This is a genomic window from Rhizobium sp. PAMB 3174, from assembly GCF_052908375.1.
This window is the reverse complement of sequence record NZ_CM128608.1, coordinates 3936502-3959968: the sequence shown is the minus strand read 5'-3', so window position 1 is coordinate 3959968 and position 23467 is coordinate 3936502. Positions and strand designations below refer to the sequence as shown.

Annotated in this window: 21 protein-coding genes; 11 read left to right on the top strand and 10 right to left on the bottom strand. The window is 63.6% G+C overall.

Annotated elements, in window-relative coordinates:
* Nucleotides 1-10 precede the first annotated feature (10 nt).
* From pxpB to ACU5AY_RS18890, 7 genes are all read left to right on the top strand, one after another.
* Nucleotides 11-721, top strand: a complete 711-nt coding sequence (gene pxpB / locus ACU5AY_RS18920) for a 5-oxoprolinase subunit PxpB (RefSeq protein ID WP_446827349.1) — start codon at nucleotides 11-13, stop codon at nucleotides 719-721.
* Nucleotides 718-1668 (top strand): 5-oxoprolinase subunit C family protein, encoded by a 951-nt coding sequence (locus tag ACU5AY_RS18915; RefSeq protein WP_446827348.1) that lies wholly within the window; start codon nucleotides 718-720, stop codon nucleotides 1666-1668. The genes pxpB and ACU5AY_RS18915 overlap by 4 nt, the downstream gene beginning before the upstream one ends.
* Complete coding sequence (locus ACU5AY_RS18910; protein WP_446827347.1) at nucleotides 1665-2309, top strand: GntR family transcriptional regulator; 645 nt, start codon at nucleotides 1665-1667, stop codon at nucleotides 2307-2309. Before ACU5AY_RS18915 ends, ACU5AY_RS18910 begins: the two co-directional genes overlap by 4 nt.
* Nucleotides 2306-3253, top strand: a complete 948-nt coding sequence (locus ACU5AY_RS18905; protein WP_446827346.1) for an NAD(P)-dependent oxidoreductase — start codon at nucleotides 2306-2308, stop codon at nucleotides 3251-3253. The genes ACU5AY_RS18910 and ACU5AY_RS18905 overlap by 4 nt, the downstream gene beginning before the upstream one ends.
* Nucleotides 3250-4515, top strand: a complete 1266-nt coding sequence (locus ACU5AY_RS18900) for a hydantoinase/carbamoylase family amidase (protein ID WP_446827345.1) — start codon at nucleotides 3250-3252, stop codon at nucleotides 4513-4515. The genes ACU5AY_RS18905 and ACU5AY_RS18900 overlap by 4 nt, the downstream gene beginning before the upstream one ends.
* A complete protein-coding gene (locus ACU5AY_RS18895; protein WP_446827344.1) occupies nucleotides 4512-5150 on the top strand; it encodes a GntR family transcriptional regulator in 639 nt (212 codons plus the stop codon). Before ACU5AY_RS18900 ends, ACU5AY_RS18895 begins: the two co-directional genes overlap by 4 nt.
* Nucleotides 5151-5239: 89 nt before the next feature.
* Nucleotides 5240-6406, top strand: a complete 1167-nt coding sequence (locus ACU5AY_RS18890) for a M24 family metallopeptidase (RefSeq protein ID WP_446827343.1) — start codon at nucleotides 5240-5242, stop codon at nucleotides 6404-6406.
* A 121-nt stretch (nucleotides 6407-6527) separates the two neighbouring features.
* On the opposite strand, the gene ACU5AY_RS18885 is transcribed toward ACU5AY_RS18890, so the two are convergent.
* Complete coding sequence (locus ACU5AY_RS18885; RefSeq protein ID WP_446827342.1) at nucleotides 6528-7694, bottom strand: helix-turn-helix transcriptional regulator; 1167 nt, start codon at nucleotides 7692-7694, stop codon at nucleotides 6528-6530.
* A 10-nt stretch (nucleotides 7695-7704) separates the two neighbouring features.
* Between ACU5AY_RS18885 and ACU5AY_RS18880 the strand changes: the two genes are divergently transcribed.
* Genes ACU5AY_RS18880 through ACU5AY_RS18870 form a run of 3 tightly spaced genes read left to right on the top strand, consistent with a single transcriptional unit; the run spans nucleotide 7705 to nucleotide 11868 of the window.
* Nucleotides 7705-9864 carry a TonB-dependent siderophore receptor gene (locus tag ACU5AY_RS18880; protein ID WP_446827341.1) on the top strand — a complete coding sequence of 720 codons (2160 nt, stop codon included), beginning with the start codon at nucleotides 7705-7707 and terminating at the stop codon, nucleotides 9862-9864.
* A 4-nt stretch (nucleotides 9865-9868) separates the two neighbouring features.
* Nucleotides 9869-10969 (top strand): ABC transporter substrate-binding protein, encoded by a 1101-nt coding sequence (locus ACU5AY_RS18875; RefSeq protein WP_446827340.1) that lies wholly within the window; start codon nucleotides 9869-9871, stop codon nucleotides 10967-10969.
* Nucleotides 10966-11868 (top strand): alpha/beta hydrolase, encoded by a 903-nt coding sequence (locus tag ACU5AY_RS18870; RefSeq protein ID WP_446827339.1) that lies wholly within the window; start codon nucleotides 10966-10968, stop codon nucleotides 11866-11868. The genes ACU5AY_RS18875 and ACU5AY_RS18870 overlap by 4 nt, the downstream gene beginning before the upstream one ends.
* A 147-nt stretch (nucleotides 11869-12015) precedes the next feature.
* Here the strand turns inward: ACU5AY_RS18870 and ACU5AY_RS18865 are convergent, their stop codons facing one another.
* The 8 genes from ACU5AY_RS18865 to ACU5AY_RS18830 all read right to left on the bottom strand — a co-directional run bounded on the left by ACU5AY_RS18865 (nucleotide 12016) and on the right by ACU5AY_RS18830 (nucleotide 21159).
* Entirely contained in the window at nucleotides 12016-13440 is a 1425-nt protein-coding gene (locus ACU5AY_RS18865; RefSeq protein ID WP_446827338.1) for an aldehyde dehydrogenase family protein, read from the bottom strand.
* Nucleotides 13441-13457: 17 nt separating this feature from the next.
* Nucleotides 13458-15152, bottom strand: coding sequence for a GMC family oxidoreductase (locus ACU5AY_RS18860; protein ID WP_446827337.1), 1695 nt, complete (start codon nucleotides 15150-15152; stop codon nucleotides 13458-13460).
* Nucleotides 15153-15156: 4 nt separating this feature from the next.
* Complete coding sequence (locus ACU5AY_RS18855) at nucleotides 15157-15945, bottom strand: ABC transporter permease (protein WP_446822583.1); 789 nt, start codon at nucleotides 15943-15945, stop codon at nucleotides 15157-15159.
* Between the two features lie 3 nt (nucleotides 15946-15948).
* The gene (locus ACU5AY_RS18850; protein WP_446822582.1) at nucleotides 15949-16821 is read right to left on the bottom strand and encodes an ABC transporter permease; all 873 of its coding nucleotides are present in this window, start codon (nucleotides 16819-16821) and stop codon (nucleotides 15949-15951) included.
* 24 nt (nucleotides 16822-16845) lie between these two features.
* Nucleotides 16846-17886 carry an ABC transporter substrate-binding protein gene (locus ACU5AY_RS18845; RefSeq protein ID WP_446822581.1) on the bottom strand — a complete coding sequence of 347 codons (1041 nt, stop codon included), beginning with the start codon at nucleotides 17884-17886 and terminating at the stop codon, nucleotides 16846-16848.
* A 61-nt stretch (nucleotides 17887-17947) separates the two neighbouring features.
* Complete coding sequence (locus tag ACU5AY_RS18840) at nucleotides 17948-19255, bottom strand: NAD(P)/FAD-dependent oxidoreductase (RefSeq protein ID WP_446827336.1); 1308 nt, start codon at nucleotides 19253-19255, stop codon at nucleotides 17948-17950.
* A gap of 43 nt (nucleotides 19256-19298) precedes the next feature.
* Nucleotides 19299-20030, bottom strand: coding sequence for an HAD family hydrolase (locus ACU5AY_RS18835; RefSeq protein ID WP_446822579.1), 732 nt, complete (start codon nucleotides 20028-20030; stop codon nucleotides 19299-19301).
* A gap of 37 nt (nucleotides 20031-20067) precedes the next feature.
* Nucleotides 20068-21159 carry an ABC transporter ATP-binding protein gene (locus ACU5AY_RS18830; RefSeq protein ID WP_446827335.1) on the bottom strand — a complete coding sequence of 364 codons (1092 nt, stop codon included), beginning with the start codon at nucleotides 21157-21159 and terminating at the stop codon, nucleotides 20068-20070.
* A gap of 233 nt (nucleotides 21160-21392) precedes the next feature.
* On the opposite strand from ACU5AY_RS18830, the gene ACU5AY_RS18825 reads away from it, so the two are divergent.
* Nucleotides 21393-22370 (top strand): LysR family transcriptional regulator, encoded by a 978-nt coding sequence (locus ACU5AY_RS18825; RefSeq protein WP_446827334.1) that lies wholly within the window; start codon nucleotides 21393-21395, stop codon nucleotides 22368-22370.
* On the opposite strand, the gene ACU5AY_RS18820 is transcribed toward ACU5AY_RS18825, so the two are convergent.
* Nucleotides 22351-23241 (bottom strand): GNAT family N-acetyltransferase, encoded by an 891-nt coding sequence (locus ACU5AY_RS18820; RefSeq protein ID WP_446829063.1) that lies wholly within the window; start codon nucleotides 23239-23241, stop codon nucleotides 22351-22353. The two genes, ACU5AY_RS18825 and ACU5AY_RS18820, sit on opposite strands and share 20 nt — an antisense overlap.
* Between the last annotated feature and the right edge of the window lie 226 nt (nucleotides 23242-23467).

The window sequence follows — 23467 nt, the reverse complement described above, 5'->3', positions numbered from 1 at the left end:
GTCCTTGAGAATGCGCATACTACCGGCCGGCGACCAGGCGCTGACTGTGGAACTTTCCGATCAGGTGGACGACGCCACGAACCGGCGCGTGATTGCCCTTGCCGAAAGTCTCGCAGATCGACCCGTCGATGGCATTACCGAGACTGTTCCTACCTATCGCTCCCTGCTGGTCTGCTACGACCCCGCCATCGTCCGCGCCTCCGCGCTCGCCGACACGCTGGCGGAAAGACTGGCAGCGTTGAATGTGGAACATACCCCATCCCGGCTTTGGACCGTTCCCGTCTTCTACGGCGGCGCGGCGGGCATGGATCTTGAAGAGATGGCCCAGATGAAGGGCATCACGATCGACGAGTTGATAAGCCTTCATTCCGGCGCCGACTATCGGGTCTTCATGATCGGCTTTGCGCCCGGCTTTGCGTATCTCGGTGGACTGCCGGAAGTCCTGCACACACCGCGGCTGACGACTCCACGCCAGCATATCGTCGCCGGCTCCATCGGGATCGGCGGCAAGCAGGCCAGTATCAATTCGCTAGCCGGTCCAAGCGGCTGGCGCTTCATCGGTCGCACGCCGCTGCAGCTCTTCGACCCCCAGCGCGAGGAGCCCGCGCTTTTCCGGGCCGGCGATACGGTGCGCTTCGAGCCCGTCAACGAAGCCGAATTCGAACGGCTGGAAGCGCGTGTCGCGGCCGGTGAGACGATCGTGGAGCCCGTACTGCCATGAACAAGCTCCATATCGTCAAGGCCGGCATGATGGTCTCTGTTCAGGACCCCGGACGCAAGGGCATGCTGCATAGCGGCATCTCCGCCTCCGGCCCGATGGACCCTGCGGCCTTCGCCTTCGCGCAAGCGCTCGTCGGCAATGCGCCTTCGCTGGCTGCGCTGGAGTTCGCCCATCTCGGCGGCGGCTACCAGGTCGATCGTCCGACCCGCATCGCGGTGACGGGCGGGCGGGTCGACATCCGCATCGACAACCGGCAGGTCGCCGCCTGGGAAGGCCATTGGCTGCAGCCCGGAGAAACGCTGACAGTCGGCGCCATGGTCGGGGCCGTCTGGGGCTACATCGCCTTTTCCGGCGGCATCGACGTGCCGCCCGTTCTCGGATCGCGCTCGACGCATCTGCGAAGCCGCATCGGCGGCCTGGACGGCCGCACGCTGCAAACCGGCGACGATCTGCCGCTTGGGTCTGCCGCCGATGCACCCTGCCTGCGCCTCACCCTGCCCATTCATCGCGGGCGCGGACCGATCCGCGTCGTACCCGGCCCGCAAGACGACTATTTCGACGAAGTCACCTGGGCGACATTCCTGCAGTCTGACTTTCGCGTTTCCTCCAAGCGCGATCGCATGGCGACCATGCTCGAGGGAACTGAGATCAAGGCCTTCAGGGGTCACGACATCGTCTCCGACGGCACCCCGCTCGGATCCATCCAGGTGCCGGGCTCTGGCCAGCCGATTGTCCTGACGGCGGAACGCCAGACGACCGGCGGCTATCCGAAGATCGCGACGATCGCCTCCGTCGATCTGCCGCGGCTCGCGCAGACACCCTCCGGTGCCAGCATCCGCTTCGCCCGCATATCGCAGGCAGCCGCCGAGGAACTGCTCGTCGCCGAGCGCACGCGCTTCACGGCCAGCCTGGAACACCTTCAGCCCATGGAGATGGCGACGCCATGACGGAACCACTCGCCAAACGCGCCCACGCGCGCATCATCGGCATGATCTTTTCCGGCGAACTGGTCGCCGGCGACGCCTTGCAGGAAGCAAAGCTCGGCGAGGCGTTGAACATGTCGCGCACCCCGGTGCGCGAGGCGATCAAGCGGATCGAGGCCGAAGGCCTGGCCGAGCGTGACGGCCGGTTCCTGCGCGTCAGGCAGTTGAGCGCCGCGGAAGTGGAGGAGATATTCTTCCTACGCGAGACGCTGGAGGCACACGGCGCTCGCATGGCGACGAGGCTGCCGAAGGCGACGCTGGAAGCGATGAAGGCCCGCATCCACGCGCTGATGCAGGCCGGCCCCGGCGAAGGCGAGGAACACTGGCGGGTCGACAACGACTTTCACCGCATGCTGGCCGACGCCGCCGGCAACGAAACGCTGATCCGCACCATTGACGATCTCAGACTGCGCACCTGCATGTTCGACCATACCCGCGTCCCGCAACGCTTTCTCAAGGGTTGCGAGGAACATCTCGCCATTATCGCCGCGCTTGAAGGGGGAGAGGCCGACCGCGCCGGTGACCTGATGGCCGGACACATACGCAATGCCCGCGACGCCATCCTCGGATGGCTCACGGCCTTCAATGAAGGAAAATCTGCATGAAGTGCCTCATCGTCCAGCCGATTCACCAGGATGGCATTGCCATGCTGCGGGAGGCCGGGATTACACCGGTCATCTGCCCGACGGCGGACATGGAAACCGTAAGCCGTCTCGTACCCGGCTGCATTGCCGCCATCACCCGTGACGCAGGGTTCTCCGCCCAGGCCTTCGCCGCCGCCGACAGCCTGAAGGTCGTCGTCGTCCACGGTGCCGGCCACGATGCGGTGGACAAGGACGCAGCAACGGCCCGGGGCATACTGGTATGCAACACTCCAGGAGCCAATGCGCGCTCGGTTTCGGAACTGGCCCTCGGCCTGGCGCTTGCCGCCGCGCGGCTGATCCCCGCCGCAGACCGCGCCGAACGCGACGGTCATTCCGGTTTTCGCGAGCGGGAAAGAACGCTCGAACTCTTCGGTAAGACCGCCCTCATTGTCGGTTGGGGCAATATCGGCTCGGAACTCGGGCGCATGCTGCGCACGGCCTTCGGCATGCGGGTGCTGGTGTACTCTCCCCGCGTCGCCGATATCGGTGATTTCGAGCGCGTCGCCTCGCTTCATGACGGGCTCGCCCAGGCGGACCTGATATCCCTGCACACGCCGATGCGCCCGGAAACGAAGGGCCTGATCGGCCGGGAGGCGCTGGCGCACGTCCGGCCGGGGGCCATTCTCGTCAATACGGCCCGCGCCGGCCTCGTCGACGAGGCCGCATTGGCCGAAGCGATTGCGACAGGCCGCCTGTCCGCCGCAGCACTCGACGTCTACAGCCATGGTGCGCCACAGGGTCCGCTGGGACAGAGCGGCCGGGTGATCTTCACGCCACATCTGGGCGGTGCCACCGAAGAGGCCTTGCAGCGCATGGCCGTCGCCACCGTCCGCAATGTCCTCACCGCGCTTTCGGGAACGCGGCCGGCCACTGCGGTCAACGACCCGGAAACGGTGGCCGCATGAGCGACGTCATCCAGGAAACCATCGATCGCCTGCTCGAAGCCGTCAACGCATTGAGCGAGCCCGGCCCCGGCTTTACGCGGCCGTCCTACAGCCCGCTGGAGAGCGCCGCCCACGCCATCATCGAACGGGAGGCCCTGGCGCTCGGGCTTGAGGTCTGGCGCGACGCGGCACTCAATCTCTTCGCGCGGCTGCCCGGACGCGACCGGCAGGCAGCTCCTGTCTATATCGGCTCCCACCTCGACACCGTTGCCATGGGAGGCGCCTATGACGGAGCCGCGGGCGTTGCCGGCGCCATGGCGCTCGCCACGGCCTTCGTCAGGAATGGCGAGACGCCGCCGGTCGATCTGATCATCACCGTCACCCGGGCCGAAGAAAGCGTCTGGTTCCCCGTCTCCTATGCCGGCGCGCGCGGCGCGCTGGGACGACTGACGCCCGCCGAAATGCTCGCCCCCCGCAGCGACACCGGCCGCAGCCTCGCCGACCACATCCGCGACGAAGGTGGCGATCCCGACAAGGTCCTGGCGGGATCGAACCTTTCGCCTGCCAATTTCATCGAGCTCCATATCGAGCAGGGCCCGATCCTCTTCGAAGCGGACGAACCGTTTGCGCTTGTATCGGGTGTGCGCGGCGGGCTGCGCTACCGCAACGCGGCGATAGAGGGCGTCTGGGCGCATTCCGGGGCGGCTCCCCGCGCGCAACGCTCCGACGCGGTCTTCGCGCTTGCCGATCTGATCACCGCCATGGACAGGGAGTGGGAACGGGTCCTTCAATACGGCCATGATCTCGCGGTCACCTTTGGCCGCGTCGATGCGGCAACACCCGAGCACGCATTCGCCAAGGTTCCCGGACGCGTCGAGTTCTGTGTCGATATGCGCAGCGACGATGTGCTCGTGCTCGACAGGATCGACGCCTTCATGGCGGAGACGATCGCCGCCATCGAAGCCCGGCGGTCGGTCACGTTTCACATGGGCGCGCAGTCGCGCAGCCAGCCTTCGACGCTTTCAGCTCCGCTTGCGGACCGGATCGCCTCGGCAGCCGCCGGGCTTGGGCAGCGCCCGAGAATGATGCTGTCGGGCGGCGGACATGACGCGGCCGCCTTCGCGCAGGCGGGATGGTCGTCGGTCATGGTGTTCCTGCGCAACTGGAACGGAAGCCACAATCCGGACGAAGCTATGGACAGCAGGGATCTCGCTGCGGCGGTTCGCGCATTGCATGCCGCCTTCGGAGACACACAGGCGCTGCCCGGGACGGTGCGGACATGAGCGACAAGGAAACACTGGCGCAGAAAGCCTATCAGTCGATCAAGGCCCATATTCTGGAGGCGGGATTCAGTTCCGACCAGATCCTGACGGAGAGAAATCTCGCTGCCGCTTCCGGCATTTCGCGCACGCCCCTGCGCTCCGCCATTTCGCGGCTGGAGAAGGAGGGCGTGGTCGAGAGGCTCGACAATGGCGCGCTCGTCGTCCGCCGCGTATCGGTCGAGCAGCTGCTGGAGATCGTACAGATGCGCCGCCTGCTGGAGGGTGCCGCCGCCGCGCGCGCCGCCGAACGAGGCATGACCGAAAGGCTCGGCAAGGCGCGCGACATCATGCAGGGCTACGCCGACGGCAAGGACGCGGCCTTTGACGATTTCTGGGCGCATGACGACGACTTCCACACCGCCGTCGTCGAAGCGGCCGACCTGCACCTCCTGCCGGACATGATCAAGGAAATGCGCGCCATCGCCAGACGCTGCACGATCACGCGGGTTCATGATCGCTTTGCCGATCAGGCGCGCGAGCACATCGCCGTCATCGATGCGATCGCCGCCGGCAATGCCGATCAGGCGCGCGCCGCGATGGAAACGCATTTCGACAGCGTGCGCAGCCGCTTCCTTGGCTGGCTTGCCGGCCAGTAGGAACCTTCGCCCGATCCCGGCGCGCGCCCGCAAGCGGATCCCGTATGCGGTCCTCGCCTCGTCGCTCAGACCGACACTAAGGATGTCCCGTGACAGAACTCAATTTTCTCAGCGGCCGGGAAGCCGCCTTCCCCGCCGAAGAATTCGAACGCCGCCAGGAGCTTGCCCGGCGGCGGCTAGCGCAGGCCGGCCACGGGGCCCTGATCGTCACCTCCCCCGAAAACATCTACTGGCTGACCGGCCGCCAGACGGCGGGCTATTTCGCCTTCCAGGCGCTCGTCCTTTCGCAGGATACGCCGCCCTTCCTTCTCGTCCGCCAGCTGGAGCTTCCCGGCGCCCTGGCCAACACATGGCTCACGGACATCCATGCCTATCAGGATGCCGAGGACCCGGCCGCGGTCCTGGCCGGACTGTTGAAGCAGAACGGCATAAGCCGCCCGGCACTCTCCCGCGACGGCTGGTTCGTCTCGGCCGGCTTCCTCGACCGCTTGCAGGATGCGATCGGTCTCGGGCCTCTGGCAGACGGCAGCGGCCTGATCGAGGCCTTGCGGGCGGTGAAGTCGGCGCGGGAGTTGGACGCCATACGCCTGGCAGCGACCTATGCCGAAGCGGGCCTTCGCGCGGGCATTGACGCTTGCATGCCCGGCGCGGACGAAAATGCGGTGGCGGCCGCAATGCTGTCGGCCGCCGTCAGGGCGGGATCCGAAACCATGGCGATGGAACCGCTCGTTTCCACCGGCCCCCGCTCCGGACTGCCCCACATGACATGGCGCCGGAGGACGTTGGAAAGCGGCGACCCGATCTTCCTGGAGTTGGCCGGAAGCCACGCCCGATATCACTCGGCCCTGATGCGCAGTGTCTGGCTGGGCCACCCGCCGGCCGAGGCCCAGGCTATGATGGACTGTGCGGAACGCGCGCTCGATGCAGCGCTCGATGCCATGCGGCCGGGCGTTTCCTGTGCCGCGGTCCACGATGCCGCGCAAGCGGTCATCGACGAAGCCGGATACCATGACGCCTTCCGCAAGCGCATCGGCTACTCGATGGGTGTCGCCTTTGCGCCCGACTGGGGGGAAGGCGCCATCCTGAGCCTGTTTTCCAATGTCGACCGCGTGCTTGAACCGGGCATGGTCTTCCACCTGCCGGCAACGCTTCGCCGCTACGGCCACTGGACCGTCGGCGCATCCGAAACCGTCATCGTCACCAATTCCGGCATCGATGTCCTCTCCAGCCTGCCAAGTTCGCTGACGATCCGGTAGTAGGGTCGACACCCGCATGCGATTGGATCACTTTGGCGGGCCGCACCTTCGGCAAAGCGAGGACCGGGTGCGATGAAGTCATGGGTGGAGAAACGCCCGAGATCGGCTGCCTGTTTGGCCGTCACGAAAACAGGCCCTTGTTGCGGAGCGAGCCCGGCGTATAGCCGAATTGCCGCTTGAACGCGGTCGAAAAGTTGGCCGCACTGGTATAGCCGGCCAGAAAGGCCGCCTCTGAGATGGTCACGCCATCCTCGACCATCGCCTTTTGCGCGGCTGTGAGTTTCACCGTTCGCATGTACTGATAGGCGGTCATCCCGTATGCGGCATGAAAGAAGCGCTGCAGCGTGTTGACGCTGACATTGATGGCCGCCGCCATTTCCTCGACCGTCGGCAGACTGCCCCTGGCATTGGCCACCAGTTCCTCGGCCTTCGTCAGCTTCTGCCATTCGCGGATGCTCAAGCTCTTGGAACGCTCCGAAAGCCCGTTGCGGCCGGATAGCTGTTCGAATGCTTCCGCGATGATCGGCAACACGCAGCTTTCGACATAAAGGCGATGCATATGGGGCATGGTCTCCCGCGGTCGCATGGCCCGTTCCGCAAGCGCAAGCGCCCCCGCGCTCGGCTTCCAGCTTTTGCAGGCGAGATGTTCCCGGCAGAAGGTGGCGACCTCCTGTGCGCCGCCATCGGCGAGTATGCCGCAATCGCTCAGCCATTGCGGCAGGATGGAGATATTGAACTTGGTGATCCGTTCACCCTTCGCCACGCGGCGCCGGAAGATCTCCGGCTCCCTCTGTGCGAAAATGACCCCCCTCGGCGCTCCGCATCCGTCGTCGGCTCCGGCAAAGGTCCGGTCGCCGATCCTGCCCTCCACGAGGCCTCCCATCAGCAGCTTGATGCTGAGATGCGGTTCCAGTTCCGCCTCCGTCTCCATGTCGTAGTGATTGATGATGTTGGAGAAGTGCACGCTGAGGCCCGCCCGCAGTTCGATCTTCCCGAACCGGCCGCTCATCATCGGTTCGCTGTCTTCAAAGCCTTTGCTCAGAAGCAGTACGGAGCCGTTCTCGCGTTTGATATGACGGAAAAATTCAGCGGTGGTCAGGGCCGCTTCCATATCTTGTCCTTTTTTGTGAACTGCTGCCCATTTTGCTGTCCGACAAAGGAAATTGGCGGTTTGGCAAAAGTCCCCGGTGTGGATTCGGTGCCTGATCCCGACTATAGGCACTAACATGATAATTTCAATCATGTTTAAGCGCAAAGCCGTGCGGGGCTTCGCGTTTCCCGCGTTCACGGAGTACGGAATGTCTTTTCGTCGGACTGAAGTCTATCTCTTGCTCGCCGGAGTGAGCATTGCTGCCCTGTCTGCTGCCGGCCCCGTGCGGGCCGAGGACGCAACAATTCTTGACCAGATCACGGTGGAGGGACAAGGCGATGCGGACGCCGGTTTTGTCGCTGAAAGCGCGTCGTCGGCGACAAAAACGCGCCGTCCGCTGATCAAGACCCCGCAGGCGGTATCGGTTATCAACCGCAAGGAATTCGAGGAGCGGACGGCGACCAGCGCACAGGAGGCCCTGCGCTATACCGCAGGCGTCTCGGCCGATCTTCGCCCGAACGATCGCTACGATATCGTTCCTGTCCGCAATTTCGGCGGCTACCAGAACTTCGTTCAATATCTCGACGGACTGAGGATCCTGAAGGGCATCTCCTACGCCGAGCCGACAATCGACATCTACGACCTTGAGCGCATCGAGGTGGTCAAGGGGCCGTCTTCCGTCCTCTACGGGCAGATGACGCCCGGCGGGCTGGTCAACCTCGTTTCCAAGAAGCCGACGGAAGAGGAAGCTCGTGAAACCGAGCTGACATTCGGCACGGACAACTACCTCAAGGCCGGCATCGATATCGGCGGAAAGGCAAACGAGGACGGCTTGGTGCTCTACCGTTTCGTCGCCTCCGGTCGATACAACGAGAGCAATATCGACGGTGTGGATTCGCGCCGCGTATCGGTTTCGCCATCGCTGGAATACAAGCCGGACGATGGCACGAGCCTGACACTTCTCTTCAACTATTCGAAGGACCCTTCCAGCAGCTATCCCGGCTTTCTGCCTGCTCAAGGCACGGCGTATGCCAATGGCGCCTACGGCTATATCCCGTATGATTTCGACTCCGGCGACAGCGACTACGACACCTTCACCCGCGAAACGGCGCGCGTCGGCTACGAGTTCGAACACCAGATCAACGACTACCTGACCTTCCGCCAGAATCTGCGCTTTTCGCATATCGACACCTACCACCAGGCCCTCTACTTCCGCAGCATCAGCGGCAGCACGCTCAATCGCGGTGTTTCGCGGCTGGATGAACATGCCAATACGCTTGCGGTCGACAATCAGCTGGAAGCAGACTTCAAGACGGGCGCCCTCGACCACGTTGCCCTGATGGGGATCGACTATCAGTACATCTACGCCACCCGCCTGATGGGCACGGGCCTGGCGCCGTCGATCGATTATCTCAATCCCGATTACGACCAGGCAATCACCACGCCTGCCTACACGAGCAAGACCCGGCAGACGACGCAGCAGGCCGGCATATACGCGCAGGATCAGATCGAATTCGGCAAGCTCAATCTTGCGGCCGGCGGCCGCTACGACTGGTATTCCATCGACGCGGATACGACGACCCTGTCCAGCGGCGCCGTCTCCAATTCCAAGCAGGACAACCAGGCCTTCACCGGTAGGGTCGGCGCGACCTATCTCTTCGACAATGGGATAGCGCCCTATGCGAGCTATTCCACCTCATTCGAGCCGCCATCGGGCCTTGGCTATTCCGCATCGGGCGGGACTGTCCTCAAACCGGTGACCGGCGAACAATACGAGCTCGGCGTCAAGTACCAGCCGGAAGGCTGGGACAGTTCGCTGACCGTCTCGCTGTACGACCTGACTCAGAAGAATGCCGTCTCGTCGGACTCAGCACATTCCGGATATTATGTGCAGACCGGAGAGGTTCATTCCCGCGGCGTCGAAGTGGAAGGCAAACTGGCACTCGGTTCCGGCTGGAACATGACGGCCGCCTACACCTACACCGACGCGGAAGTGACCGAGAGCGCGACCCCCGCCTATGTCGGCAACACACCGACGGGTGTTGCGCGCAATACCGCCTCGCTGTGGCTGCGCTATGCGGCGCAATCCGGTCCGCTGGAAGGCCTGGGGATCGGTGGCGGCGTCCGCTATGTCGGCTCCACCTACGGCGACGATGCCAACAGCTTCAAGGTTCCGCAAGTCACCCTGTTCGACGCGGCCATCAGCTATGATTTCGGCGCACGGAACCCGAAATATGACGGGTTGACCTTGAATGTCGCGGCGACGAACCTGTTCGACAAGGAATATGTCGCCTCGTGCTCGGCCACGACCCGATGCTTCTACGGGACAGGCAGATCGGTCCTGGCGACGCTCAAATACAGCTGGTGAGGCGATGATCCGGTTCGTCCCTCTCCTCAAGGCTATCCTGCTGGCGGCGGCGCTCGTCGCCGCAGCATTGCCTGCCCGTGCGGAGGTCGCGCTGACCGATCTCAAGGGGCGCCATGTCGTGTTGCAGAAGCCGGCAGCGCGTCTCGCCGTCGATGACGGTCGGACCATCATTGCACTGTCGTTCCTCTCCGATGAACCGGTCGCGCTGCTCGCCGCCTGGCCGCATGACGTGAAGCGGCTCGGCGTGGAGCAGCACGGTGCTCTTGCCGCCCGGTTTCCGGCACTCGACACCCTGCCGACCATCGCCAGCAACGCCGGTGACCTCTCCGTAGAGCAGGTGATCGCCGCCGCGCCTGACCTTCTTGTCCTTTCGGTTTTCTCGAAGGTCTCCGACCAGCAGTTGCTGCAGCTGGATGCCGCCGGAATTCCCGTGATCTATGTCGATTTTCTCCTCGATCCGCTGGCCAACACCGATCGCAGCCTGACATTGCTCGGGAAAGCCATCGGAAGGAGCAAGGCTGCGGCGACGGTTGTCGATGTCCGCCGACGCCATCGCGACGCGATCGAGCAGAGGCTTGCAGGGCGCGACTCTGGACGGAAAAGACCTTCCGTCTTCCTCGAGACCCACGCCTCGACCGCGGAAGCCTGCTGCAATTCGCCCGGCACCGGCAATCTCGGCCTCTATATCGACCTCGTCGGCGGACATAACATCGGCGACATTCTCAGCGGACGCCCGTTTGGACAGATCAGCATCGAGCATGTCGTCGCCTCCGCGCCCGATGTCTATATCGCCAGCGGCGGCGCCTACATGCAACAGCGCGGCGGCCTGCTGGTCGGACCCGGTTATGACGAGGCGACGACCAGAGCGTCGCTCGACCGGCTTCTCGCCCGGCCCGGCATGTCCGGCCTGCCAGCTGTCAGATCCGGCAATGTTCATGGCCTTGCCAAGGCACTGTTCAACCCGGTTTGGGACATTCTCTCGCTCGAGCTTCTGGCAAAATGGGTCAATCCAGACCTTTTTGCCGATCTTGACGTCGATCGGACGCGCGAGGAGCTGAATACCCTTTCTTCCGTTCATCTCGCGAAGGGATATTGGTTCAATTGAGGAGCGATAACTTCACGTCCGGCGACTGCATCCTGCCGGAGCCCATGCAGCTGCCGGACTGCTATCGTTTTTCCTTGTCTGCCGTCGAAAGCCGGTCGGCCTACGAGATCTATGTCCACGTACCGGACTGTCCGGCGCCTGCGACGGGTTTCCCGGTCGTCTATCTGCTCGATGCCAACGCCGACTTCCTCCTGGTCGTTGAGGCGATGCGACGACTTTCGCGGCGACCGGGAGCCACCGGTGTCGCACCGGCCATCGTTGTCGGGGTCGGCTATCCCGGGACAAGCGCCTACGGCGTGGAGCGGCGTCACTACGACATGACGGCCGGACCGCCCTCGGACGACGATTTCGCCCGATCCCAAGACCTGACCTATGGCGGCCAGACCGCATTTCTGGACTTCATCAAAGGCCGGTTGAGACGGGTGATCAACGGCCGCTATTCCACCGATCCAACCCACAATGTCCTTGTCGGACATTCTCTCGCCGGCTATTTCGTGCTGGAGGCCCTGGCTCGAGAACCGGACGCTTTTGCCGCCTATGCGGCGGTCAGCCCTTCCATCTGGTGGGATCCATCGAGGCTTGACGCGGCAATCGCGAAGGCGGCGGAAAAGAACGGCACCGAAGGCGTCAGGCTTTATGCGGCCGTCGGCAGCTATGAAGAGGAATTGGCGCCCTGGCAGGCGAGCATCCGCGCGCCGTCGAGCTACGCGGTGCTCCGTCGCAGCCGCCGCATGGTGGAGAACGCCCGCCTGTTCTGCGAGCGCATTTCCGGCTTGTTCGAAGATCGCGCCAATGTCCGGTTCGACCTCGCACAGGGAGAAGACCACGCCAGCGTCTTCATCGCCTGCCTTGGACGGGCTCTTCGCTTCACGCTCGGCGGCAAGGGCCGAACGCGTTGACCGCAGGAAGAAGATCAGCGCTGTCGCCGGAGCAAGGACCGAGAAGAGGCTGTCGGGGATCGATCATATCCGGCAAGGCAAAGACGCGTCGGTGAGAGCCTGCGGGCGACGACGTTGTCGGCGCCCATCGCGCTCCTCTTGTTCCCCTCAATCCCCGAAGCCGACGATCCCCTTGATCTCCGTGAACTCGTGCAAGCCGAACTTGCCGTATTCGCGACCATTGCCCGACTGCTTGTAACCGCCGAACGGGGCAGCCCCGTCCCAGGCGGAGCTGTTGAGGCGAACGATGCCGGTTCTGAGCCGCCGCGCAAAGGCGCGTGCCTCCTCCGGATCGCCCTGGATGTAGGAAGCCAGGCCATAGGGCGTGTCGTTGGCGATCTCGGCTGCCTCGTCCTCGCTGCCATAGCCGAGGATCGACAGGACCGGCCCGAAGATCTCCTCGCGGGCAATCGTCATGTCGTTGGTGACGCGGGCGAAGACCGTCGGGCGCACATAATAGCCTGCATTGAGGTGCGCCGGCCGGTCCGGGCCGCCTGCGACCAGTGTCGCGCCCTCTTCTATGCCCTTGCGGATCAGCGCCTGGATCTTGTCGAACTGTACCTGGCTGACGACGGGCCCGATATCGGTCGATGCGTCTGCCGGAGATCCGACACGGACCCCGTCCGCCGCCTCCCGAGCAACGTCGATCGCGCGGTCCATGGTCTCCTCCGGCACCAGCAAGCGGGTCGGCGCATTGCAGGACTGACCGGAGTTGGCGAAGCACCTGGCAACGCCGGCGCGCACGGCTGCGTCGAGATCGGCGCTCCGGAGCACGACATTCGGCGACTTGCCGCCGAGTTCCTGATGCACGCGCTTGACCGTCGGCGCAGCCGCCTCTGCCACCGAAATGCCCGCGCGAGTCGAACCTGTGAAGGACACCATGTCGACATCAGGGTGACGCGCCAGCACCGCGCCCACCGTCGGACCGTCGCCGTTGACGAGGTTGAACACACCCTTGGGCACGCCCGCCTCATGCAGGATTTCGGCAAACAGGATTGCGTTGACAGGCGCGATCTCGGACGGCTTCAACACCATGGTGCAGCCGGTGGCGAGCGCCGGCGCCACCTTGCAGGCGATCTGGTTGATCGGCCAGTTCCAGGGCGTGATCATCCCGACCACGCCGATCGGTTCGTGCACGATGCGGGTCGTACCCTGCATGTATTCGAACGGGAAGTCCTGCATGGCGCGGATCGTCTGCTTGAAGTGGGCAATGCCGATGCCGGCCTGCTCGTCGCGCGCCATCTGCAAGGGCGCGCCCATCTCCCGCGAGATCACGTCGCCGAGTTCGTCGCGGCGGCGCGTGATGATGTCGAGTATCCGCTGCAGGAGAGCGAGTCGCTCGTCATGCGCGGTAAGCGAAAATGTCGTGAAGGCGCGGCGCGCCGCCGCGATCGCCCGCTCGGCGTCCGCTGCGGATCCCATGGCAATTTCCGCAAACGGCTGTTCCGTCGCGGGATCGATGACCGGCAGACGGTTCTCGCCCACCGGTTCGACCCAGGCCCCGTCAATATAGAATTTCAGATATCTGTCCATGTCGTTCTCCGATCCCTTCAGCGGCCCGCCAGAATAAAGTCTGCGACGCGCTCGGCAATCATAATTGTCGGAATGTTGGTGTTCGCACACGGAATTGATGGCATCAGCGAGGCGTCGCAAACCCGCAAACCCTCGACGCCATGCACACGCCCGGTTGGCGACGTGACCGCCGCATCGTCGTCAGCGCGCCCCATCCGGCAGGTACCCGACGGATGCCAGGTGCCGCCGACATGGCGGCGCACAAACTCCGTCAGCGCCGCATCGTCGCTAAGCAGCCCCTCCATGGTGGTGCCGAGGGTAATGGCCGAATGCACCAACGCCGCGCGGAACGGCCCCGCCACGTCGAGCAGGCCGGACAGCATGCCACGCTGTAGTGCGTTCCACCTGCCCGGCGCGGCAACCCTGGCGACGCGCGGCGAATAGCTGGACGGAAAGACGGTGCCGCGATGGCCGTCCATATGAGGGTCCGATAGCGCTTCGGCGCCCATCCGCAGGGCAAGCTTGAGACGGACGAGATCCCGCTCGTCGCTCAGCATACGAAAATCGACGTCGGGCTCGCCGTGCGGGTCGGACGCAGAAAGCCGAACAGACCCGCGCGAATAGGACTTGTTGACCCAGAAGAACAGGCTTCCGAGACGCATGCCGACGGAATGCCATCCGGACCGGGACAGGATCGCGGCGTGCATGTCGCCAGCAGGCGCGCCCTCTAGGCCCGAGGAGAAGCGCCAGATCGCCTGCTCGTGATGCTCTGCGGGGTCATGGACACGCATGTGCGGCGGCAGGTAGGCGGCGACGGCGATGGAGGGATGTTCCATCAGGTTGCGACCCACGCCGCTGCGCGCCGCGATCACGTCGATCCCAGCCGAGACGAGTTCGCCGACGGGCCCTATGCCGGACCGCATCAGCAGCGCCGGGGTGTGTATGGCGCCGGCCGAAACGATCACCTCGTTCGCAAGGACGGTTTCGGTCGCCGCGCCGGAAAGCGAGACACCGATGGCGCGGCGACCACCAAACAGGATGCGTTCCGCAACGCTCTCGGTGATGATCCGCAGATTGGGACGCTTGCGGACATCGGAGGTGAGATAGGCGAGCGATGTCGGCAGCCGCTCACCCCGATCGCTGACCGCAATGGCGCCACGGAAAGCGCCGTCCTCCCAAATGCCGTTCTGGTCTGCCCGGATCGGGTGGCCGCGCCGGTCGAGTGTCTTCATCACCCGGTCGACGAAGGGCGAGATCCGGTCATCCGAAATGCGGCGGATCGTCAGCGGGCCCTCCTGCCCGTGCAATGGACCCTGGAAGTCACGGTCCGATTCGATCCCGAGAAAATAGGGCAGGCACTCATCCCAGCTCCAGCCGTCGGCTCCGAGCGCCTGCCATTCGTCATAGTCGGCCGGTGCCCCGCGATTGGCCATCAGGGCATTGATTGCGGAACCTCCTCCCAGAAGGCGGGCCTGTTCGTAGCGGCGCGAGGATCGGGATGTGACATTGGAGCGGGAATAGCCCATCAGGGCCGTCAGCTGCGACCAAATATTGCGCGTGTCGAGATAGGCCCTGCCGGGATAGCGGCTGCGGATGTCGTCCGGGATGTCGTCCGCTGAAATGTTGCGCCCCGCCTCGACCAGCACCACCGTTCGCTTCGGATCCGCGGAAAGCCGGGCGGCCAGCACGCAGCCGGCCGAACCGCCACCCAGGATCAGATGGTCCACGATCATGCGGTTATCCCTGCGAACGCTCGGCCGAGCGTGCATTCAGCGCCGCCAGCATCAGCAGGATGAAGGAGATCGTCGTTAGCAGCGAACTGATCGAGGCGATCGTCGGATCGATCTCGTCGCGAAGCGCGGTGAACATCTTCTTCGTCAGGGTCTGGTATTGGCCACCGGAGATGAACAGCGAGACCACGGTCTCGTCGAGCGCCGAGATGAAGGCGAACAGAAGCCCGGAGATCACGCTCGGCCGGATCTGCGGCAGCGTGACGGCGAAGAATGTGCGCCAGCGGTTCATGCCGAGGCTGCGCGAAACCATCTCCTGCGTATGGTCGAACTTGCGCAGGCCGACCAGCACCGAGGTGACGACGTAGGGCAAGCCAAGCATGACATTGGCGAGGATCAGACCCGTCATCGAGGCCAGCAGGCCGACCTGGGCGTAGACGAGAAAGACGCCGACGGCAGTGATGACGATCGGCACGATCAGCGGCAACAGCAGCAGCGCCTGCAGGCTGCGCACGAGGCGCGACTGCGTGAGGTTCAGCGCATAGGCCGCGGCGGTGCCGAAGACGGTGGCGACGACCGAGGCGCAAACCGCGACGATCAGGCTGACGCGTGTCGCCTGCATCCATGAGGCGCTTGTCAGATATTCCTCGTACCAGCGCAATGACCAGGACGGCGGCGGAAACGCGAGAAAGCGCGCGCCGGAGAAGGACATCGGCAGGATGATGAGGATCGGGATGATCAGCCCGGCGAGGATGAGGGCAACGAAGCCGTAAAGGAGAATTTTCGGAAGGCTCATGCGTCACCTCGTTCCCATGATGCGTTCGAAGGGGATGAGCAGGCTCGCCAGGCGGAAGATCAGGAACACGCAGGCCATCAGCACCACGCTGATCGACGAGGCGGCACCCCACTCGTTGTAGACTTCGATGTTGCGGGAGACCAGCATCGAAACCATGTAGGTGCGCCCTCCGCCGAGCAGTTCGGGCGTGATGTAGAAGCCCAATGTCAGCACGAAGACCAGCACCATGCCGGCGATCATGCCCGGCAGCGAAAGCGGCAGGAAGACGCGCGTGAAGACATGCAGCGGCGTGCCGCCCAGGCTGGCGCCGGCCAGCGTCAGCTCGCCGGGGATTTTCTTCATCGTCGCATAGAGCGGCAGGACCATGAAGGGCAGAAGAATATGGATCGTGGCGATGACGGTGCCGAACTCGTTGTTGACGAGCTTCAGCGGCGTGTCGATCAGACCGGATCCCGTCAGGGCGGAATTGATGATGCCGTTGCGCTGCAGCAGAATGAGCCACGCATAGGCGCGGACCAGCACCGAGGTCCAGAACGGCAGCAGGACCATCGCCAGAACGAGAATGCTCCAGCGCTGTGGCAACCCCGCCGCCACATAGGCGACGGGATAACCAAGCAACACGGTCATCAGCGTGACGATGGCCGCGATGCGGAAGGTTTGCAGGAAGGTCTTCCAATAGACCGCATCCGTCAGAAACCGCTGATAATGCGCGAGCGTAAAGCCCCCGTCCTGGCGTATCGACTGCCATGCCAGCCACAGAAGCGGCAGGACCAGCAGTGCGACGACGACAAGGACGGCCGGCGTCAGCAGGATCAGCATGAGTCTCTGCTCGCGCCGGTCGTGCAGTTCAGACGGGGTTAGTGTCGGCTGCGTCATCAATGACCCTCCGGACCGGTGTGATTACTGCTGGATGAACTCGGCCCAGCGCTTCTGCGCATCCTCGCCTGCCGGGGAGCTCCACCAGTCAACCGAAACCAGCACCTGAAGGGCGGCGTTCTCGGGAGAGCTCGGCATTTCAGCGGCACGCTCCGGCGAGATCTTGCCGGTCTTGTAGGCCTCGGGATTGCCCGGGCCATAATCGATATAGGCCGGGAAATTCGCCTGGATGTCGGGCGTCAGGGCCGCATTGACGAATTTGACGGCGGTGTCGAGATTCGGCGCCCCTTTCAGGATGCAGAGCGACGTGTACTGCAGGAAGCCCTGGTTGAAGGAGTGACCGATCGGCGCGCCCTCCTTGACGATGGCCGACACGCGGCCGTTCCAGGCCATTTCCATGTCCACCTCTCCGTCAGCCAGCAACTGGGCCGATTGCGCGCCCGACGTCCACCAGACCGAGATGTACGGCTTGATCTCCTCGAGCTTCTTGAAGGCGCGGTCGACGTCGAGCGGGTAGAGCTTGTCAGCCGGCACGCCGTCCGCAAGCAGCGCTGCTTCGAGCGTCGCCAGCGGATGGTTGCGCAGTGCCCGCGTCCCCGGGAACTTCTTCACATCCCAGAAATCGACCCATGTCTTGGGGGGATTGTCACCGAATTTGTCCTTGTTGTAGGCCAGCACGCTCGAATAGAACTCGTAGGCGGCAGAATACGGGCTCTTGTATTCTGCCGGCATTTTCTCGGCATTGGGGATCTTGGAAAAATCGAGCTTCTCGATCATTCCCTGTTCGCCGCCGCGGATGCAGTCCTTCGTCGGGGTGTCGACCACGTCCCAGATGATCTTGCCGGATGTGGCCTGGGTCTTGATGACCGGCCAGGCGTCAGGCGAACTGTCCTGGTTGACGGTGATGCCGAGCAGCTTTGCAACCGGGTCGAGAATGGCCTTGGTCTGGGCTTCCTGGTAGGCGCCGCCTTGCGAGACAAAGGTGATCTGCTCGGCGGAGGCCATGCCGGCGGTGAAGATTGTGGCGCCTGCAGACAGCGCGATCACGGAAAGCTTGTATTTCATTGCGTCGTTCTCCTCATTATTGATGGGGCAGAGCCCCTTGATGGCATGCGACTTGCGGGTCTTAGCGCCCGATTGCATCCAGGAACTGGTACCATCCGGCGACGAGCCGGACGGCTGGTTCCCTGATGGGATAGAATGGAACGGGCTTCAGCGGACCTGCGGTCAGAAGTCCGAGATCGGGTGCCTCTCCGGCCACCAGGGCGGCGACGTGACGGCCCATGTTCGACGCCATGGCGACTCCCGTGCCGTTGTAGCCCATGGCGTAGACGATGCGGTCGTCGAGCCGGCCGAGATGGGGAATGCTGTCCATGGTCATTGCCACGAGACCCGACCAGCGATGCGTGACCGAAACCGTCTGCAGCTCCGGGAACTGGCGCACCATGGCCTTGTGCAGCGCCGCGAAGGCGCTTTCCGAATCGGCCTTGCCGAACGCGCCGCGGCCGCCATACATCAGCCGGTCACCCGCCTTGCGGAACCAGCGCATCATCCTGCGCGTCTCGGTATAGCTGCGCCCTTTCGACAAGAGCCCCTCGCCGGCCGTGCCGGTCAGCGGCTCCGTTGCAATCATCGCCGAACGGAAGGGAATAATGGATTTGCGGACGGCCGAAGTCGCCGGTGTCAGGTCGGAATAGGAATTGGTGGCGATGACGACCTGACGGGCCGTCACCGTGCCGTCGGGAAGTTCGAGAACGACGCCATCCCGGTCTCGCCGGATCGCCGTCACCGGCGACGTCTCGCAAATGGCGATGCCCTCCGCCTTCAGGCCGGCGGCCAGTCCGAGCGCGAAGTTCAGCGGATGGATGATGCCGCCATGGGTGTTGAGCATGCCGCCGACGAAATCGCGCGAACCGGTCTCGGCTTCCATGTCCCCGGGCGAGAGGATCGTGCAGGCGCTATCGCCGAGCGTTCCGCGCAGCCACTCGACCTCTTTCTTCAGCCCGTCGAGGGAAACCTGATTGTGGGCGCAGCGAAGCGAGCCGGAGGCCCGGTAATCGGCAGCCGCAATGCCGTAGTCCGATACCAGCTCGCCCACATGGTCGATCGCCTCGATGCCGAGATCGTGCATGCGCCGAGCGGTATCAATGCCGTGGCGCGCGGCGATGTCGGCGAAGGACAGCCGGAACTTTCCCGACACAACCCCGCCATTTCGGCCGCTTGCGCCCCAGCCGATCCGGCTCGCCTCCAGCACCACCGCGGAAAGTCCGCGGCGGGCGAGATAACGGGCCGTCGACAGGCCGGTGTAGCCGCCGCCGATGATGGCGGTGTCGACCCGATGACCGCCCGACAGCCGGTCGAAGGCCGGACGGCTCGACGCCGTCTCCTGCCACAGGGACTGAATGTCGGGATAGGGAGGAAGGGGCGCGGTCATCGGGCTTGCTCGTTCTCGTGCTGGCTGGCTGCTATGTCTCCGTTCAGGCGGCAGCGACGGTCGCGACGCCCGCTGCGAGTTCGGCATCGACCGCATCGGCCAGCTGCTTGAGGGTGGAGAAGTGGAAATCGGGCTTGGTCAGAACCTTCGGCTCCGGCGTACCGCCAAAGCCCTGCTGGCCCTGGCGACGCTCAATCCAGCACGTCGTGTAGCCGAGTTCGCGCGCGACGCCGATATCGTGGTGCTGGCTCTGGGCAACATGCAGGATTTCCGACTGCTGGAAGCCGAAGGCGGACTGGCGGCCCTTGTTGTAGGCGAAGAACTGCGGATTGGGCTTGGCGCAGCCGGTTTCGTCACAGGTGATACTGTCGTGGAACGGATTGCCGAGCGTATCCGAATAGGCGGAGAACGCGGTCCGGTCGGCATTTGTCATGGCGACGAGACGGAAATTCTTGCGCAGCCGGGCCAGCGCCTCGACGGAATCGGCGAAGGCGGGCCAGCGCAGCACGGAAAGCTGGAAGGCATCGGCGGTGGCGTCGTCACTCTTGAACCCCGTCTCTTCGGCGAGCGACAGGTAGACATCCTTCATGGCAGAGGAGGAGCGACCGTAGAACTTGTCACGGCCGCGCTTGTAGGGCTCGAAAATCTCGTCATCGGTGGCCTTGGCGGCCTTCTCGCCGCCCAGCGCGCGCACCGCGTTGAGCACGCCGCTTTCGAAATCGATCAAAGTGCCGACCACGTCGAAGGTCATGACCTTGAATTGCGTGAGTTGCATGGTTTTCATCCTTGTTGTCTGCAATGAATGGGAGCCGTCAGCCCGCTTCGGGAACGATGACGGTGTCTTCTGGGTGGAGCGCCAGCGTGATCGCCTCGCCCGGTGATTTCATCTGCGCGCGGCCGGCATGGTTGCTGGGAAGCCTGAAACTCAGTTCCTCGCCGTCATCGAGCCTGACGAAGACACGGACGCTTTCACCCTGGTAAAGCGTATCCGTAACGGTGCCGGCCAGCCGATTGCTTGCCTCGGGCTCTGTCCCGTCGGCCAGCACGAGCTTCTCGGAATGGACGACGAGATGCAGGTTGCCACCGTCCGGCACGCGATGGGCGGTCCTGAGCACCTGCCCCTTGAGACGCACACTGTCGTCGCTTTCGCGCCGGACTGGCAACAACGTTGCCTCGCCGATGAAGCGGGCGACGAAGGCATTGACGGGATGGTCGTGCAGGCGCTCGGGCGTGTCGACCTGCACCAGCCGGCCCTCGTTCATGATCGCCACGCGGTCGCTCATCGTCAGCGCCTCGCGCTGGTCGTGCGTAACATAGACGATCGTCGCGGAAAGACGCTGGTGCAGGCGCTTCAGCTCGATCTGCATCGTCTCGCGCAACTGCTTGTCCAGTGCGGAAAGCGGCTCGTCCATCAGGATCAGTCCGGGTTCGAAGATCATCGCACGGGCAAGTGCGACGCGCTGGCGCTGGCCGCCGGAAAGCTCGTGGATCTTGCGGTTCTCGTAACCCGCCAGCTCGACCATCTCGAGTGCCGATTTCAGCTTTGCCGGCCACGTCGATTTTGGCAGGCGGCGCGCCCGCAGGGGAAAGGTGATGTTCTCGCCGACGCTCATATGCGGGAACAGCGCGTAGTTCTGGAAGACGATGCCGATTTCCCGTTTATGCGGCGGCTCAAATGTAATGTCGCGATTGCCCAGAAAGATCTTTCCGGATGTCGGCTGGACGAAGCCTCCGAGAATGCCGAGCAAGGTCGTCTTGCCGGAGCCGGATGGGCCGAGAACGGATACGAACTCACCGGGTGCGACATCAAGGTTGACATTGTCGAGCGCCCTAAAGCCCCCGTAAACCTTGCTCGCCTGTCTGATGGAAACGCCAACGCGTTCCTTGTCGTGTTGTTCAATCATATGATTCCACAGCAAAATTCCATCGCCTTCGGCGTCAAGCCAAAGCGGAAAAGCAATCTCTTGTAGAAACGGACATGGAACGACGGTCGATCGCGACATCAGCCGCAAACGCCTTCAGACCAAAACGTTACCCCTTGAATACGGAAGGTCTTCTGCCCTCATTGACGAGCAGAAGACCAAACAAGGTGGCGATGCGCAATTGAAAAAAATTCTCTATGGTGTTACATAATGTAATGCCATATCTGCGACGCTCCCTGCCATCCATGAATGGCCTCTTTACTTTCGAGGCCGCCGCGCGTTGCGGTAGCTTCTCCCGCGCGGCCGACGAGCTGAACGTCACGCCGGCCGCGGTCAGCCGCATGATGTCGCGCCTTGAGGAACATCTTGATACGACTTTGTTTCTTCGCCAGCCGGGCGGCGTATCGCTGACCGAGGCGGCTCAGCTGCTGTTCGATGCGATCGCGCGCGGTTTTGCCGGAATCGAGAATGCGCTGCGCGAGATCGAGGATCGCCGGACCGGCATCGAGACGGTGTCTCTCTCGGTCTCCACCGGCTTCACCACCCATTGGATGATGCCGCGCATGGCCGAGTTCAAGAAGGAATTCCCGGCGGTCGACCTGCGGTTCCAGCTGGTGATGGGGGCATTGTCCGGTCCAGTCAACGACGTCGATCTTGGCATGCGCTTTGTCGATGGACCGGACGAAAGGCACGAGGCCGCCTTCATCATGCCGGAAATCCTGCTGCCGATCTGCAGCCCCGGCTATATCGACAGCCACCGCGGATCAGGCGCCGGCATGGGCCGCATGCCGGATACGACGATCAATCTCAGCGACGCCCAGCCGGACTGGTCGAAACTGTTCATGCCCGCAACCGACGGCGAGGCTCTCAATTCGATGATTTTCTCGGACTATGCCATCGTGGTCCAGGCAGCCCTCCTCGGACAGGGGGTGGCGCTTGGCTGGATGAACGTCGTCGCTCACTGGCTGAAGACGCGGGCGCTCGTGCCGGCCCGCGAGCAGCTGATGATCACGGGCAGGCAGTCTCACCTCGTTCGGCTGCGCGACAAGCCGGCGCGTGCGATCGTCGGCAACGTTCGCGACTGGCTGATTGCTGAACTGAGGGCGGATGTGAAGGCGGTCGGAGCCCTGTATCCGTCGCTGAACATCGACATTGACAGGCAGGGCGCCGCGACTAGCCGAGTGTCTGGCTGACCAGCGCATAGGTCTGGGGGGCGTCGGGCAAACCGGTCGTAAAATCCTGCAAGGTCTTGCCGAGCGACATCGTCAGGACGGTGTCGAAAACCATCATGCCGCTGTTGACGACAAGCTCGGCAAATTCGCCGCCCTCAAGATGCGTGTCGAGCCGAAGGAACCCGCCCTCGTGCTCGCGGATATGCGGCAATATAACGGCCATGGCATCCTCGTCGCCGGCGGCCACGAGCGGTCCGACGACATGCCCGCGGCCGAAACGCCGACAGAGAGCGAAGGCCTGCAGGGTGCCGTCGCGGAACAGGCCGTAGCCGCGCGAATGGCTGAAGAGCTTGGCCATCAGTGCCGCCCGCGCCACGCCGAATGCCACGGTATCGAGCGCGGTGGCCGCGGCAAGATCCTCCTCCGTCAGCAAGCGGACGTCCTGCGGCGTCGTCTGTTCTGCGGGCAAGGCAGTGATGATCCCCTGGCATTGATAGACTGTCTTCTCGGGCCTGAAACCAAGCGAATGATAAAGCCGCTGGGCAGCACGGGTGGCGTTGAGGCGCAGATTGACGCCTGACAGATCATCAAGCGCGTATTTCATCAGCCAAAGACCGGTTCCCTGGGTCTGCAGTCTGGGCGAGGTGATCACCATTCCCATCGTCGCCAGATCGTGCGACTGGCGAAACCACATCGCCGAGCTCATGATCCGACCGATCTCGTCGGTCGCGACCACGCCCTCGCCAACCTCGCGAAGAAACTGCCAGTCCTCGCCGCGATGCGGCCAGCCGACAGAGATCGACAGCGCATGAAGCTGCTCGAGGTCCGCAGTCCGGACGTCGCCGATCTGCATGGCGAAAGCATCGATCTGGAGTATTTCGCTTGGCTTCATCGATTCAGCCACTGACAAATCCTCGAAATGCTTCTGATACTGACGCAGCCATTGCTGGCCTCCCGCCATCACCATACATTCGGCCCGCCATATAATTTGCCCGAATATTCATCCGAAACACAACATTCCGCCGAAACGACTGCGGCTTCGGCATGGAATCCTGCCCGATGCGGCACATTCTGAGGATAAGCCGAAGCATGTCGCAACCAGCGAATGCCTGCTTGGG